Origin of the sequence: Kitasatospora sp. NPDC091276, assembly GCF_040684355.1 — a bacterium.
In the GTDB taxonomy this organism is placed as follows: Bacteria; Actinomycetota; Actinomycetes; order Streptomycetales; family Streptomycetaceae; genus Kitasatospora.
This window is the reverse complement of the sequence record NZ_JBFBFU010000027.1, coordinates 75651-89290: the sequence shown is the minus strand read 5'-3', so window position 1 is coordinate 89290 and position 13640 is coordinate 75651. Positions and strand designations below refer to the sequence as shown.

Sequence of the window (13640 nt, the reverse complement as noted above, 5' to 3'; positions counted from 1 at the left end):
TACATCACACACCGGGAGACCGACCATCATGAGCCACGACCACATCCCCGCCCCCGTACGCCGGACCTACGGTGCCGGCGATCTGTCCCGGGCCGCGAGCTTCGCCGGTGGATTCATCAACTTCGGCTACTGGCAGGACATGGACCTCACCGCCCCGACGACCGAGGACCGGGTCCACAGCCAGGAGCAGCTCTACCGCCGGGTCCTGCGGGAGTTCGCGGAGCCACGTGAGCGGCTGCGGCTGGCCGAGGTCGGCTGCGGGCGCGGGCTCGGCGCGGCGCTCGCCCTGCGCGAGTTCCGGTTCGGGGGCGTGACCGGCGTCGACATCCACCCGGACCAGATCGAGCGCGCCCGCGCCGTCAACGCCAAAGCCCTGGCCACCTACCCCGATCGGCTGGCCTACACCTTCGGATCGGCCAACCAACTCCCCTTCGCCGACGCCTCCCTGGACGGCGTCTACTCCGTCGAGGCCGCCCAGCACTTCCGCGAACTCACCGGCTTCGCCCGCGAGGCCGCCCGCGTCCTACGCCCGGGCGGCCGACTCGTCGTGACCACCTTCTTCGCCGCCGCCGGACCGGACATCACCGAGCGCCTGAGCATCCTCCTCGCCAGCTTCGCCGACGGCCTCGACGTCCCCCATCCCCTCGCCGCCTTCACCAGCGACCTCACCGCGGCCGGCTTCACCACCATCACCACCGAGTCCATCGGCGACGCCGTCTGGCCCGGTCTCGACCGCTATCTCACCGACGCCGTCCCTCCCGGTCACTGGAGCCGCAACTTCCTCCCCGCCTGGCGCAGCGGCCTCCTCGACTACCACGTCGTCACCGCCACCCGGCCCGGGCCGGCGGAAATGGCCCGCCAGCCGATCTGACGAGCCGCCCCGCGGCAGCGCGGCCGACCGCCCCCCCGGCACGTCACGAGGCCCTGACGCCCCCTCCGCCGTCCGTCCCGGCCCGCCGGCGGCACCGGGCCCGGCGGGCGCCCGGCGGCCGCGACGCGCCGGATCAGCCGACCGCCGCGCCCACCCGCGGCGACGGCTCGGCCGCCGGGCCGGCCAGCGCCGCCAGCCGGCGCAGGCTGGCCCGGCGCTGGAGCGCGCCGAGGCCGACGGTCGCCGCGCCGAGGGCCAGCCAGCCGGCCGGACCGGCCGTCATCACCACGCCGGTGAGCAGCAGCGGGCCCACCGACTTCTGCACCGACTGGGCCATCCCGGCCACCCCCAGGTAGGAGGCCTGGGCCCCCGGGGGCGCCAGGACGACCGCCAGCTCCCAGGAGCTCACCGAGCGCATCAGCTCCGCCAGCGTGACCAGCATCGCCGCGGCGAGCAGCGCGAGCGAGGCCGTCCACGGCCCGCCGCCGGTGGCGAGCGCGGTCAGCAGGCAGCAGCCGAGCAGCGTCAGGCCGTACCAGCCCACCGCCGCGGCCGCCCCGCGCGGGCCCTCCGCCCGCGCCGAGACGCGCAGTTGCAGGAGCACCACGAGCACCGTGTTGAGGATCAGGAAGGCCGGGACGACGGCGTGCGGCGCGCCGGTGTGGTGGACGAGCCAGAGCGGCAGGCCGACGTTGAGGATCGAGTCGTCGAGGTTCAGCGGCATGTCCAGCGCGACGAACAGCAGGTAGCCCCGGTCGCGCCAGGGGCTCGGCACGGCCGCCGGGGCGGCGGCGGGCTCCTCCCCGGAGGCCGCCGCGACCAGGCCGCGCCCGGCCGGCTCCCGGGTGCGCCAGACCAGGACGGCAGCGAGGACGAAGGAGAGCGCGTTGGCCACGATCAGCGCGCGGTAGGCGGTCGTGGTGCCCATCGCCAGGCCGATCGCCGCGATGCCCGCGCCGAGCGCGTACCCGGCGTTGGCCACGCTGCGGAACAGCGCCTGGTACGTGCCGCGCCGCTCGCCCGCGATCCGGGTGGCGAACAGCATCTCCAGGGTCTTGGCCGCCCGTTCGGCCAGGCAGGTCAGGGCGACGGCGGGGAGCAGCGGGGCGAAGTCGTCGACGACCAGCAGCAGGCCCATCGTCCCGATCCGCAGCAGGTGGCACCCGATCAGCAGCCACCGCACCGGCAGCCGTTCGGCCGCCCGCCCGGCGAGCGGGGATCCGGCGATGCCCGCCGCCGCGCCCACGCCCAGCAGCACGCCGAGCTGTCGGGCGTCCATTGCGCACACGTAGGTGAAGTACAGCACCGAGGCCGCCGCCCACACCCCGCTCCCGGTCCGGTCGACGCACTGCGCCAGCAGCATGATCCGCGCGTCCCGCCCGCCCGGCGGCTTCCGCAGCTGCGCCATCAGTCCGTTCCCCCGCATGGCAGGCCCCCGTTGCATGATCGGCATCAATCTCGACATCAAGATACTTCACGTCGAGATAGATGCGGAAGCCCCGGCCGCGCGCCCGCCGGAGCCCCGGCCCCCGGGCTCCGGACCTCGACGGCGGGCAGGCGGTGCGCCACACTCTCCCCAGCAGCATCCGCGCTCCCAACGCACCGGCACGACGTCACGATCCACCGCCACATCGGAGAGCCACACGGTGACCACTCGTCAACTGCTGCACATCGCCTTCTCGTCCGGCCGGGCCGGGTCCGGTCCCGCCACCTGGGGCCAACAGGCCATCCGGGACGCCGTGAGCCGGCTCGCCCCGGCCGACGCGCCGCGCTACAACATCGCCGCGGCTGCGCCGCTCGACCCCGGGCTGCCGCTGCCCGTCCTGCTCGCAGGCCTGGAGCGACTGCTCCATCTGCACGACTCGCTGCACACCCGCCTGGTGCCGGGCGAGGCCGGCCGCTTGCGCCAAGTAGTCGACCCCGAGGGCCGGTTGGAGGTGGAGGTACGGCACTGCGCGGAGTCGGCCGATCCGGTCGAGGCGGGCGCGCGGCTGCACGAGGAGCTGGCGGCGCTGCCGTTCGACACCACCGCCCAGTGGCCGATCCGGGTCGGCGTCGTGGAGACGGGCGGGTCGGCCCGGTACGTGAGCCTGGTGCTCTCGCACACCGCGGTCGACGGCACGGGGATGAACCGCCTGGTGGCCGACCTGACCGCGCTCTGCCAGGGCACCTCGCCGGACGAGCTGGCCAAGATCCGCGAGCCCGCCCAGCAACCGCTGGAGGAGGCGGAGTTCCAGGCCTCGGAACGCGGTCGGCGGCGGGACGAGGGCGCCCGCAAGCAGTTCCTGCGCAAGCTGCGGCTGGCCCCGGCCCGGCTGTTCCCCCCGCCCGGTGAGCCGGCCACGCCGGCCACCAGGTTCCCGAACGCCGTCCTGCGCTCGCCCGCGCTGCCCCGCGCGGTGGACCGGGTGGCGGCCGCCCACCGGGTGACCTCCTCCTCGGTGCTGCTGGCGGCGACGGCGGCGATGACGGCCCGGCTGTCGGGCTCGACGGACGCGGTGCTGAACGTCGTGGTGAGCAACCGCTTCCTGCCCGAGCTGACCAACGCGGTGAGCGTGGTCGCGGGCGACGGGCTGTTCCACCTCCCGGACGCCACCGCCGAGTTCGGGGACGTCGTCCGGCGCACCAACGCCGCCGCGATCGGCGCCTACCGCCACGCCTACTACGACAAGCTCCGGCTGGAGGCCGAGATCGGGCGGCTCGCCGCCGAGGGCGTCCCGCTCGCGGACCGGTCCTGCATCTTCAACGACACCCGCGAGCTGGCCACCGCGTCCCCCGACACCGGGACGGGCGAGGACGCGACCACCCTGACCTGGCCGGTGGAGTTCGAGCCCCGCCCCGGCCTGACCTACGCCCTGGACGCGCTGCAGTCCCCGGGCGCGCTGAGCCTGACCATGACGGCCGACCCGGCGGTGCTCCCGCGCCCGGCGATGGAACGCTTCCTCTACGGGATCGAGGAGTTGATCCTCACCGAGGCCCGCGCTCTCGAAGCAGCCTAGGCCCTTGTCCGGAGGGCACCGCGTGATGCGCGGTGCCCTCCGGCGCCCCCTCACCACCCGTTGTTCCCCCGGCCCGCCGCTACGCTGGGCCCATGCGGATCCTCCTCCTCGGCGGCACCTCCTTCGTCGGCCGCGCGATCGCCGACGACGCCCTGCGCAGTGGCGCCGAGGTCGCCCTGTTCACCCGCGGCCGGACCAACCCCGGTCTCTTCCCCGCCGCCGCCCACCTGATCGGCGACCGCGACACCGGCGACTACACCGCCCTGCGCGGCGGCCGCTGGGACGCGGTGGTGGACGTCAGCGGCTACCGCCCCCGCCAGGTCGGCCAGGCCATGGACGCGCTCGGCGACCGGGTCGGCCGCTACCTGTTCATCTCCAGCCACGCGGTGTACGAGCGCGCCGGTCTCGCCCCCGGCTCTGACGAGTCCGTCCCGCGCCGCGCACCGCTGCGCGACGCCGAGCAGCTCACCGAGGAGACGTACGGCCGGCTCAAGGTCGCCTGCGAGGACGACGTCACCGCCCGCTACGGGGACGGGGCGACGATCGTGCGCCCCGGAAAGGTGGCCGGCCCCCACGACGAGCAGCGCGGGCTCACCTACTGGGCGCGCCGGGCCGCCCGGGGCGGGCGGATCGCGCTGCCGGGGCGGCCGGAGCAGCCCGTCCAGGTGGTCGACGTGCACGACCTGGCCCGGCTGGTGGTCCGGCTGCTCCAGGACGGCCGGGCGGGTGCCTTCCACGCCGTCGGCCCGGCCGAACCGACCACACTGGGCGGGCTGATCGCCACCTGCGCCGAGGTCGCGGGCACCGAGGTGGAGGTCGTCCCGGTGCCGCCGGAGAGCGCGCCGCCGCCGTTCTTCCCGCTGGTCCGGGCCGCACCGCTCTGGCCCGGACAGCAGCGCAGCGCCGCCCGGGCCAGAGCGGCCGGGCTGCCGGCGACCCCGCTCGCGGTCACCGCCGCCGACGTGCTCGCCTGGGACCGCGAGCGCGGCGAACCGCCCCTCGGCCACGGCTTCACGCCCGAGCAGGAGGCCCGGGTGCTGGCCGAAGCGACGGGGTCGAGGCCCTGAACGGCCGCCGCCCCGGCACCGCACGCCCGAGCAGGACGGACTGCCGGACGGCCACCCTGTCCTGACCGGTTGTCAGTGTCACGCGCTATGGTCGGCCCCGAACGATCCCACCAGCACCTGCACAGCACCGCCAGGGGGCACCATGACCGCGCACCGCACCACCGCGCACAGCGCCGGCCCGCGCACCACCCCGCTCGACGCACCGCTCGAAGCGCCGCTCAGCACCGCCGATCTCGTCGAGGGCTGGCGGCGGGTGGGCGTCCGCGAGGGCATGGCGGTGATCGTGCACTCCTCGCTCTCCAGCCTCGGCCGGGTCGACGGCGGTGCCGCGTCCGTGGTGGCCAGCCTGCGCGAGGCGGTCGGGCCCGGCGGCACGGTCGCGGTGCCCACCTTCACCACCGCCGTCGTCCGGGACCCGGCACCGGAGCACACCGGCCTGCCGAGCCCCGAGGTCGCCGAACGGCGCGCCGCCGTCCCGCTGTTCCACCCCGGGCTCCCCTCACTGACGGGCGCCGTACCGGAGGCGCTGCGCGCGCTGCCGGAGAGCCTGCGCAGCACGCATCCGCAGGCCTCGGTCGCCGCGGTCGGGGCGCACGCCCGCGAGGTCACCGCCCGCCGCTCGCTGGGCTTCGCGGTCGGTCGCGAGTCGCCCTTCGGCGCGCTGCACGACCTCGGCGGGTACGTGCTGCTGATCGGTGTCGGGCACAACCGCAACACCTTCCTGCACTACGCAGAGACTTTCGCGCCCAACCGCCGCCTCAAGCTCCGGCGCTTCCCGATGGCGATCCAGGGCGAGCGGGTCTGGATCGAGGCACCCGACGTGGGCGACGACAACGACACCCACTTCCCTGCCGTGGGAAAGGAGTTCGAGGAGCGGGCGGGCATCCGCGAGGTGCTGGTCGGCAACGCGCCCTGTCGGCTGATCCCGGTCCGGGAGCTCATACCCTTCGCCGTCCGCCGCCTCACCGAGCTGCTGGCGGCGGACGGCCCCGGAGCGGCGTAGCCCGATCGACCGCCCGCTTCCTCCAGCGGCCGACCGGACCACGCCCGTCACCAGGTCACCAGGTCACATCCGGGGGCTCAACGGACCCAGGAATCAACGCTCCTCGTCGTGCAGCGAGTTGGTCTCCTGGATCTTCTTCCAGGACTTCGGCTCCGCCGGCAGCCGCCCGGCGTCCTGTCCCGCACCGGCACCCGGCGCGAGCGAGGCCGCCACTGCGGCCGGCGCCGGCCCGGCGGCCGGCTTCGAGGCGGTGAACAGCCAGGTGGCGAAGAGGTCCCCGAGCTTCTTCCCGGAGACCTTCTCCGCGTACGCCTGGAACTCCGGGACGGAGGCGTTGCCGTAACGGCGCTCGGTGGGCCAGCCCTTCAGGATCTGGAAGAACTTGTCGTCCCCGACGGCGTTGCGCAGCGCCTGGATGGCCACCGCGCCCCGGTCGTAGACGGCGTTCGCGAACTGGTTGGCGGCGCCCGGGTCGCCCGGCTTGACGGTCCAGAAGGGGTCGTCGGCCGGGTGCGAGGCGTAGACGTAGTCGGCGAGTTCCTGCGCCGTGCCCTCGTCCTCGTGCTCGGACCAGAGGAACTGCGAGTACCGGGCGAACCCCTCGTTCAGCCAGATGTCGCTCCAGTGCGAGACCGAGACGCTGTCGCCGTACCACTGGTGGGCCAGCTCGTGGACGACGACGGAGGTGTTGGAGCCGCGCGCGAACTGCCGGGGGCTGTAGAAGACCCGGGTCTGGGTCTCCAGGGCGAAGCCGGTCTTGACGTTGGGCACGTAGCCGCCGACCGAGCTGAACGGGTAGTCGCCGAAGTAGCCGCTCAGCCAGTCGACGATCTCGCCGGTGCGCTCGACGCTGGCCTTGGCCGCGTCGGTGTCCTCGCCGAGGTCCTTGCTGTACGCGTTGTAGACGGGCAGCCCGCTCGGCGTGGTGTCGGTCGTGACGTCGAACTTGCCGACCGCGAGGGTGGCCAGGTAGGTCGCCTGCGGCTTGTTCTCGCGCCAGCTGTAGCGGGTCCAGCCGGCCTGGGAGACGGCACTGGTCAGGATGCCGTTGCTGATCACCTGGTTGCCGTCCGGCACCTGGACCGAGACGTCGAAGGTGGCCTTGTCGCTCGGGTGGTCGTTGCTCGGGAACCACCACCACGCCGACTCGGGCTCGCCGGCGGCCACCGCGCCGTCCGGCGTGCGCAGCCAGGCGGTGAAGCCGTACTTCTTCACGGTGGACGGGACGCCCTTGTAGCGGACCACCACCGTCGCCTGGCTGCCCTTGGCGAGCGGCCGGGCGGGCGTGACCTCCAGCTCCTGCTCGCCGCTGGTGGCGAAGGTCGCCGGACGTCCGTTGACCCGGACCTCCTGGACGTTCAGCGCGAAGTCGAGGTTGAAGCGGGAGAGGTTCTCGGTCGCCGTGGCGAGGATGGTGGTGGTGCCCTCCAGCTCGTCGGTGGCGGGCTGGTATTTCAGCCGGATGTCGTAGTGCGAGACGCGGTACCCGCCGTTCCCGTAGGTCGGGTAGTACGGGTCTCCGATGCCGGCCGCGCCGGGTTGGAAGTCGGCCGCCGAGGCGGGGACGGCCAGGAACAGGCTCAGGGCGCTGGCAGCAGAGACGATCAGCCTCTTGCGCACGTGGTCCTCCAGGGTCACTGGGACGATGGGTCGGATCGATCCATGTCCCGGTGGCTCCCGCTCCACTCCCCAATTGTGAGATGTTCATGAAAAGAAACAGGCCGACACGGCACCGCCGCGGCACCGTCACACACCCCACCGGCCCCCCGCGCCCCACCCGTCCCTCACGCCCCGACCCCTCACCCCCCGGGCCCACTCGCTCCTGACCCCCTTCACCCGCCGCCCCCTCACCCGCCGAGCGTCACCGGCGCCCGCACCAGCGAGCCGTACTCCGTCCACGAGCCGTCGTAGTTCTTCACGTGCGGGTACCCCAGCAGTTCGGTGAGCGCGAACCAGGTGTGCGCCGACCGTTCGCCGATCCGGCAGTACGCGATCACCTCGCGCTCCGGTTCCACGCCCTTCCCCGCGTACAGCGCCCGCAGTTCCTCCGCCGAGCGGAACGACCCGTCGTCGTTGGCCGCCTGCGACCAGGGGACGTTCACCGCGCCGGGGATGTGCCCGGGCACCTGTGCCTGCTCCTGCGGCAGGTGCGGCGGCGCGATCAGCTCGCCCCGGTACTCGGCGGGCGAACGGACGTCGACCAGCACCGCGTCCGAGCCGGGCTTGGCGAACAGCTCGGCCTTGCCGAGCACTTCGTCCCGCAGCGCCCGCAGCTCCGGGCGCTCGGGCCCGGTCAGCCGGTAGGCGGTGTGCTGGTAGTCCATCACCTCTTCGGTGAGCCCGCGCCCCTCCAGCTCCCACTTCTTGCGCCCACCGTCCAGCAGCCGCACGGGCCCGAAGCCGCGCAGCCGCAGCAGCCAGTAGGCGTACGCGGCGAACCAGTTGTTGTTACCGCCGTAGAGCACCACGGTGGTGTCGTCCTCCACGCCGGCCGCCCGCAGCAGGTGCTGGACGCCCTCCCGGTCGGCGTAGTCGCGGCCGACCCGGCTGTGCAGGTCGGTGGTCCAGTTCCAGCCGATCGCGCCGGGGATGTGGTCCCGGTCGTAGGCGGTGGTGTCCTCGTCCACCTCGACGACCCGGATCGTCCCGTCGTCCAGGTGGCGGGCCAGCCACTCGGTGCGGACCAGCGCCTCGGGGTGTGCGTAGCCGTTGCCGGTCATCCCAGGCCCTCCTTCGCTCTGCCCAGGCTTGGGGCGCCCGACCACGGGCACAGCGAGCCGCGCACGGGCACGGCGGGGCGCCGGCGACCGGGCCGGACAGTTCGACGCTACGCCGACCGTCCGGCCCGGGCCACCCCACTCAGGAGAAGACCACGGAGCGCAGCTTCAGCCGGTCGCCGAGCTTCTTGCCGGGGTTCATGACGTAGAAGACGTCGCCGTCGCAGTCGAAGTCCAGGAAGACCGTGGCCGTCGAGGTGGTGAAGTTCTCCGGCGCGAAGGCCGGGTCCTTCTCGGTGGCCCCGAACAGGTTGATGCACTTGCCGCTCTCCGGGTCGGCGAGCCCGGCCGGCACGCCGGGGCCGACCTTGTAGAGGAAGTCGCCGGTGGCGGCGCCGGCGGAGGTCGGAACCGCGAGGACGAGGGCGACGGCGCTGGCGACGGCGAGTGCGGTGTTGCGGAGACGCATGATTGATGGCCTTTCAGGAGGTACCTGGTGGTACCTGATGCATTGATGCGAGATCACCCTAGAGGCCCAAAATCAGCAGAAACGGTTCTCCCAAGCCACTCTTTCGGGTGGTTTAAGCGATAAAGCCGCGACCTTCATCGGGAAACCGTCACCCGCACCCGCCGCCCCGCGCCCCCGCTCAGTTCGACGGGGCCGAGAAGGAGTACCCCTGGTCGACCAGCACCGGCAGGTACGCCTTCAGCGCCGCCACCGTCTGTGAGCGGTCGCCGCCACCGTCGTGGTTGAGCACGATCGACCCCGGCCGGACGTTCTTGAGGATCCGCTCGGTGATCACCGAGGTCCCGGGCGTGGCCCAGTCCTCCGGGTCCACCGTCCAGCCCATCGGCCGCATCCCGAGCTCGGTGGTCACCCTGAGCGCGACCGGCGACCAGTCCCCGCCGGGCGCGCGGAACCAGGACGGCTGGCGCCCGGTGGTCCGGTACAGCAGGTCGGAGGTGCGCTCCAGCTCGTCCCGCACCGCCTCGTCGGACATGTGCCGCAGGTCGGGGTGGGTCCAGGTGTGGTTTCCGATGTGGTGGCCGCGGTCCGCGATCTCCCGGACCAGCCCGGTGTTCTCGACGGCGCACTCGCCGACCAGGAAGAAGGTCGCCCGGATCCCGTACTGCTGGAGCAGCGCCAGGACGGTCGGCGTGTACCGGGGATCCGGCCCGTCGTCGATGGTGAGCCCCACCACCCGCTGGCCCGGGTCGAGTTGGTTGACCGGCTTGGCCTCCTCCTCCGTGAGCCGCCGGCGCGCGGGCATCGGCGGGGCGGCGGCGGGCGGCGGCGCAGCCGTGGGGGCGGGCGGGGGCGCCGCGGAGGGGGCGGCCTGGGCCGCCTCCGGCCCGGAGCCCGGTCCGGAGGCCTCCGGCGCGGCACCCGGCGTCCGCGCCGTGGCGCCCGCCCCGGCGTCGTCCGCGTCGCTCCAGGGGCTGCCGCAGCCGGCCGCCCCGAGCAGGGACATCCCGGCCGCGACCAGTAGCAGTCGCCGCGAGGGCATTCGTGCGTAAATCTGATGATCTGACAGCATTCTGAATGCTTCCCCCGTGTAGCGCCGCCGCTCCCCGATGGCGCCTCAGACGGGCCCGATCACCACTCCGACGGCGCAAGCGCACCCCGCCCGCCCCCGGCTTCCCCGCGACTTCCCCGACCGGACGCTCGGCCTCCCCTCCCGACCGCTACGCTGTGCCTTCCCCAGTGTGATGATCTGCCATCAGAGGACGTGGCCATGACGACAAGTCAGGACATCCCGGACCAGGACCGGCCCGACGACGACCCCGCCGAGCTGAGCCAGTGGGAACGGTTCGGCGTCGACACCACCGCCCCGCACTCGGCGCGCGTGTACGACTACTGGCTGGGCGGCAAGACCAACTTCCCGCCGGACCGCGCGATGGGGCAGGCCATCGAGGAGGCCGTGCCGAGCGTCAAGCAGATGGCCAAGGCGAACCGCGCCTTCCAGGGCCGGGCCGTCCGCCACCTCGCCCGGGAACACGGCATCCGCCAGTTCCTCGACCTCGGCACCGGCATCCCCACCTCGCCCAACACCCACGAGATCGCCGAGGCGGTCAGCCCCGGCACCCGGGTGGTCTACGTCGACAACGACCCGATCGTGCTCGCCCACGCCCGCGCCCTGATGGTGTCCAGCCCCGCCAGCCGGACCACCTACATCCACGCCGACCTGCGCAAGCCCGAGGAACTGTTCACCGACCCGGCGCTCACCGCCACGCTGGACCTCACCCAGCCGGTCGGCCTGCTGATGATCGCCGTGCTGATGCTCATCGCCGACGAGGACGACCCGTGGGGCCGGGTCGCCGCCCTGCGCGACGCCCTGCCCGCCGGCAGCTGCATCGCCCTCACCACCCCCACCCAGGACTTCGACCCGGAGGCGGTCGGCAAGGTCACCGAGGCCGCCCGGGCCGGCGGCATGACCCTCGTCCCGCGCACCCACGACGACGTCCTGCGCTTCTTCGACGGCTGGGACCTGGTCGAGCCGGGCCTCTCCCCCGTCCTCGCCTGGCGCCCGGACGGCGAGCCGCCGGCCGACCCGAAGGCCGCGTACTACTGGGGCGGCGTCGCCGTCAAGCGCTGAACCCGCGCCGGGCCCGCTCCCACCGGAGCCCCACGGAAACCCACCTCGGGTGGGGCGGGCCGCACCGGGCCCGCCCCACCCGCGCCCTCACTTCAGCAGCCGCGACAGCCGCCGGTCCGCCAGCGGCTTCCCCCCGGTCTGGCAGGTCGGGCAGTACTGCAGCGAGGAGTCCGCGAAGGACACCTCGCGCACGGTGTCCCCGCAGACCGGGCAGGGCAGGCCGGTCCGGCCGTGCACCCGCAGCCCCAGCTTCTTCTCCGCCTTGAGCTCCCCCGCCGCCAGCCCCCGCGAGCGCTCCACCGCGCCGCGCAACGTGGCGCCGAGCGCCTCGTAGAGCCGCGCCGCCTCCTCCTCGGTCAGGCTGGACGCCAGCTTGTACGGGGACATCCGGGCCGCGTGCAGCACCTCGTCCGAGTAGGCGTTGCCCACCCCGGCCAGCACGCCCTGGTCGCGCAGCACGCCCTTGAGCCGGCGCCGGTCGCCGCTCAGCAGGGCGGCGAAGTCCGCCAGGGTGAACGCCGGGTCCAGCGGGTCGGGGCCGAGCCGGGCCACCCCGGGCACCTCGGCCGGGTCCTTCACCACGTAGACCGCGAGGCCCTTCTTCGTCCCCGCCTCGGTCAGGTCGAAGCCGTCGCCGGCCTCCCCGGCCAGGCGCAGCCGCAGCGCCAGCGGGTTCCTCGGGCTCGGGCGCGGCGGTTCGGCGGGCAGGCCGTCCTTCCAGCGCAGCCAGCCGGCCCGGGCCAGGTGGACCACCAGGTGCAGCCCGCCGGCCTCGATGTCGAGGAACTTGCCGCGCCGGGTCACCGGGCCGACCGTCCGCCCCTCCAGCGCGGTGACCGGCGGGTCGTACGTCTTCAGCGCGCTGATCGCGACCGGCTGCACCCGGGCGATGACGCGCCCGGTCAGCCGCTCGGACAGGAAGTCGCTCAGCGCCTCGACCTCGGGCAGCTCCGGCATGCGCCCAGTCTCCCGCAGCCCCGCGCCGGCCGCCCGCCCGGGGGCGTGCCTTTGCCCGGCCCCCGCGCGGGGCGCAGGCTGGAACTACGCGCCGTACCCCGCGTCCCCCATGCGCCCCCGCCACGGAGCACCGTGATGAGCATCCTTGAGGAACAGATCGACCTCGCCGTCCCCGTCCTCGCCGCCTGGGAGCAGCTGCACCGGGTGCACGAGTACCCGCAGTTCGTCGACGGCGTCCGCAGCGCCCACCCGCACGGGCGGAACCTGGCGCACCTCGGGGTGGAGGTCGACGGCACCGAGCGGGCGGTGGACACCGAGATCACCGACCGCGGCCGGGGCCGGGTGATGTCCTGGCGGACGCTCGACGAACCCCGGCTGCACGGCGCGTTCGCGCTGCTGCCGCTGGACGCCCGGCACACCCGGCTGCAGATCCGGGTGGAGTACGACCCGGAGGCGATGCACGAGGCGTTCGGCGGGCCGCGCGGCTTCGCCCTGGCCGGGGCGATCGAGCGGACCGTGCGGGGCGACCTGGAGCACTTCCGGGAACTGGTCGAGGAGCGGGTCGGCGCGGCGGGCAGACGCGGGTGAGCACGGCCGGCAGGCCCGGGCGAGCGCGGCGGGCAGCCCCGGTGGGCACGACGGCCCGACCCGCGTAAGGGCCGCATAAGCCCAGCTCAGCGCCGGTGGTGAGGCTCTTCACAGCGGACCTCCGGCCCGACCGTTTCGCTTTCAACCTGTGGCAGACTCGGATGCCATGGACATCGGCCCGGTCACCAGGACGCTCCGCGCGGCGGTCTTCGCCGCGCTGGTCGTGCTGCTCGCCGGGCTCGGCCAGGTGCTGGTCACCGGCCGCGCGCTGCCGGCCGGCCCGATGGCCCTGGCCTGCGTCGCCGTGTTCGCGGTGGCGTACGCGTTGGCCGGCCGCGAGCGCGGCTACCCGGCGGTCGCGGCGGTGTTCCTGCCGCTGGAGCTGGGCGTCAGCGCGCTGTTCGACTTCGCCCAGACCACCTGCCCGTCCTTGCCGCCCGGCTCCGCGCGCGGCTTCCAGCCGCTGCTGTGCGGCGGCGGTTCGCTGGGCGGGTTCCTGCTCGGCCACGGCGTCTCCCAGCAGACCGGCGTCCTGCTGCTCCTGCTGCTGCACGCCGCGATCGCGCTGGCCGGCGCGTTCTGGCTGCGCCGCGCGGACGCCGCGCTGGCCGGCCTCGCCCGCACCGCCCGGATGCTGGGCGACTTCCTGCACCGGCACCTGCCGGCCGCCGCCCGCTGGCTGCGGCTGCTCGCCGCGCCCGTCCCGGCCCGTCCGGTGGCGCGGGTGCCGTTCCCCCGGGCCAGCCGGACCCTGGTCCCGGCCGAGGACGTCGTCGTCCGCCCGGCCGTCCGGCGCGGTCCGCCGGCGCTCGCCCTGGCCTGCTGACAGGCGCGCGCCGCT

Annotated in this window: 13 protein-coding genes; 7 read left to right on the top strand and 6 right to left on the bottom strand. The window is 74.2% G+C overall.

Annotated elements, in window-relative coordinates; genetic code table 11:
* The first annotated feature begins 28 nt into the window (after positions 1-28).
* On the top strand, positions 29-871 hold the full coding sequence (locus AB0O19_RS28970; protein WP_363623688.1) for a methyltransferase domain-containing protein: 843 nt from the start codon (positions 29-31) through the stop codon (positions 869-871).
* Between the two features lie 133 nt (positions 872-1004).
* Here the strand turns inward: AB0O19_RS28970 and AB0O19_RS28965 are convergent, their stop codons facing one another.
* Positions 1005-2279, bottom strand: coding sequence for an MFS transporter (locus tag AB0O19_RS28965; RefSeq protein ID WP_363623686.1), 1275 nt, complete (start codon positions 2277-2279; stop codon positions 1005-1007).
* 238 nt (positions 2280-2517) lie between these two features.
* On the opposite strand from AB0O19_RS28965, the gene AB0O19_RS28960 reads away from it, so the two are divergent.
* From AB0O19_RS28960 to AB0O19_RS28950, 3 genes are all read left to right on the top strand, one after another.
* A complete protein-coding gene (locus AB0O19_RS28960) occupies positions 2518-3870 on the top strand; it encodes a condensation domain-containing protein (RefSeq protein ID WP_363623684.1) in 1353 nt (450 codons plus the stop codon).
* 92 nt (positions 3871-3962) lie between these two features.
* Positions 3963-4937, top strand: a complete 975-nt coding sequence (locus AB0O19_RS28955) for an NAD-dependent epimerase/dehydratase family protein (protein WP_363623682.1) — start codon at positions 3963-3965, stop codon at positions 4935-4937.
* 142 nt (positions 4938-5079) lie between these two features.
* The gene (locus AB0O19_RS28950; RefSeq protein ID WP_363623681.1) at positions 5080-5940 is read left to right on the top strand and encodes an AAC(3) family N-acetyltransferase; all 861 of its coding nucleotides are present in this window, start codon (positions 5080-5082) and stop codon (positions 5938-5940) included.
* Between the two features lie 93 nt (positions 5941-6033).
* Here AB0O19_RS28950 and AB0O19_RS28945 read toward each other — a convergent pair whose 3' ends face one another.
* From AB0O19_RS28945 to AB0O19_RS28930, 4 genes are all read right to left on the bottom strand, one after another.
* Entirely contained in the window at positions 6034-7560 is a 1527-nt protein-coding gene (locus AB0O19_RS28945; protein ID WP_363623680.1) for a M1 family metallopeptidase, read from the bottom strand.
* Positions 7561-7787: 227 nt separating this feature from the next.
* A complete protein-coding gene (locus AB0O19_RS28940) occupies positions 7788-8660 on the bottom strand; it encodes a sulfurtransferase (RefSeq protein ID WP_363581754.1) in 873 nt (290 codons plus the stop codon).
* Positions 8661-8799: 139 nt separating this feature from the next.
* Positions 8800-9126: a hypothetical protein gene (locus AB0O19_RS28935; RefSeq protein ID WP_363623679.1), complete on the bottom strand. Its 327-nt coding sequence runs from the start codon at positions 9124-9126 to the stop codon at positions 8800-8802.
* 178 nt (positions 9127-9304) lie between these two features.
* On the bottom strand, positions 9305-10165 hold the full coding sequence (locus tag AB0O19_RS28930) for a polysaccharide deacetylase family protein (protein ID WP_363623677.1): 861 nt from the start codon (positions 10163-10165) through the stop codon (positions 9305-9307).
* Between the two features lie 228 nt (positions 10166-10393).
* On the opposite strand from AB0O19_RS28930, the gene AB0O19_RS28925 reads away from it, so the two are divergent.
* On the top strand, positions 10394-11254 hold the full coding sequence (locus AB0O19_RS28925) for an SAM-dependent methyltransferase (protein ID WP_363369625.1): 861 nt from the start codon (positions 10394-10396) through the stop codon (positions 11252-11254).
* A gap of 87 nt (positions 11255-11341) precedes the next feature.
* On the opposite strand, the gene AB0O19_RS28920 is transcribed toward AB0O19_RS28925, so the two are convergent.
* Entirely contained in the window at positions 11342-12211 is an 870-nt protein-coding gene (locus tag AB0O19_RS28920) for a DNA-formamidopyrimidine glycosylase family protein (RefSeq protein WP_363623675.1), read from the bottom strand.
* A 135-nt stretch (positions 12212-12346) separates the two neighbouring features.
* On the opposite strand from AB0O19_RS28920, the gene AB0O19_RS28915 reads away from it, so the two are divergent.
* On the top strand, positions 12347-12799 hold the full coding sequence (locus AB0O19_RS28915; protein ID WP_363623673.1) for an SRPBCC family protein: 453 nt from the start codon (positions 12347-12349) through the stop codon (positions 12797-12799).
* A 166-nt stretch (positions 12800-12965) separates the two neighbouring features.
* Positions 12966-13625, top strand: a complete 660-nt coding sequence (locus AB0O19_RS28910) for a hypothetical protein (protein ID WP_363623672.1) — start codon at positions 12966-12968, stop codon at positions 13623-13625.
* The last annotated feature ends 15 nt before the right edge of the window (positions 13626-13640 follow it).

Bases quoted from the DNA above. Each gene is read 5' to 3' on its own strand.
- AB0O19_RS28970 (WP_363623688.1), top strand. From the start codon at position 29: ATGAGCCACGACCACATCCCCGCCCCCGTACGCCGGACCTACGGTGCC.
- AB0O19_RS28965 (WP_363623686.1), bottom strand. From the start codon at position 2,279: ATGGCGCAGCTGCGGAAGCCGCCGGGCGGGCGGGACGCGCGGATCATG.
- AB0O19_RS28955 (WP_363623682.1), top strand. From the start codon at position 3,963: ATGCGGATCCTCCTCCTCGGCGGCACCTCCTTCGTCGGCCGCGCGATC.
- AB0O19_RS28950 (WP_363623681.1), top strand. From the start codon at position 5,080: ATGACCGCGCACCGCACCACCGCGCACAGCGCCGGCCCGCGCACCACC.
- AB0O19_RS28940 (WP_363581754.1), bottom strand. From the start codon at position 8,660: ATGACCGGCAACGGCTACGCACACCCCGAGGCGCTGGTCCGCACCGAG.
- AB0O19_RS28935 (WP_363623679.1), bottom strand. From the start codon at position 9,126: ATGCGTCTCCGCAACACCGCACTCGCCGTCGCCAGCGCCGTCGCCCTC.
- AB0O19_RS28930 (WP_363623677.1), bottom strand. From the start codon at position 10,165: ATGCCCTCGCGGCGACTGCTACTGGTCGCGGCCGGGATGTCCCTGCTC.
- AB0O19_RS28925 (WP_363369625.1), top strand. From the start codon at position 10,394: ATGACGACAAGTCAGGACATCCCGGACCAGGACCGGCCCGACGACGAC.
- AB0O19_RS28920 (WP_363623675.1), bottom strand. From the start codon at position 12,211: ATGCCGGAGCTGCCCGAGGTCGAGGCGCTGAGCGACTTCCTGTCCGAG.
- AB0O19_RS28915 (WP_363623673.1), top strand. From the start codon at position 12,347: ATGAGCATCCTTGAGGAACAGATCGACCTCGCCGTCCCCGTCCTCGCC.
- AB0O19_RS28910 (WP_363623672.1), top strand. From the start codon at position 12,966: ATGGACATCGGCCCGGTCACCAGGACGCTCCGCGCGGCGGTCTTCGCC.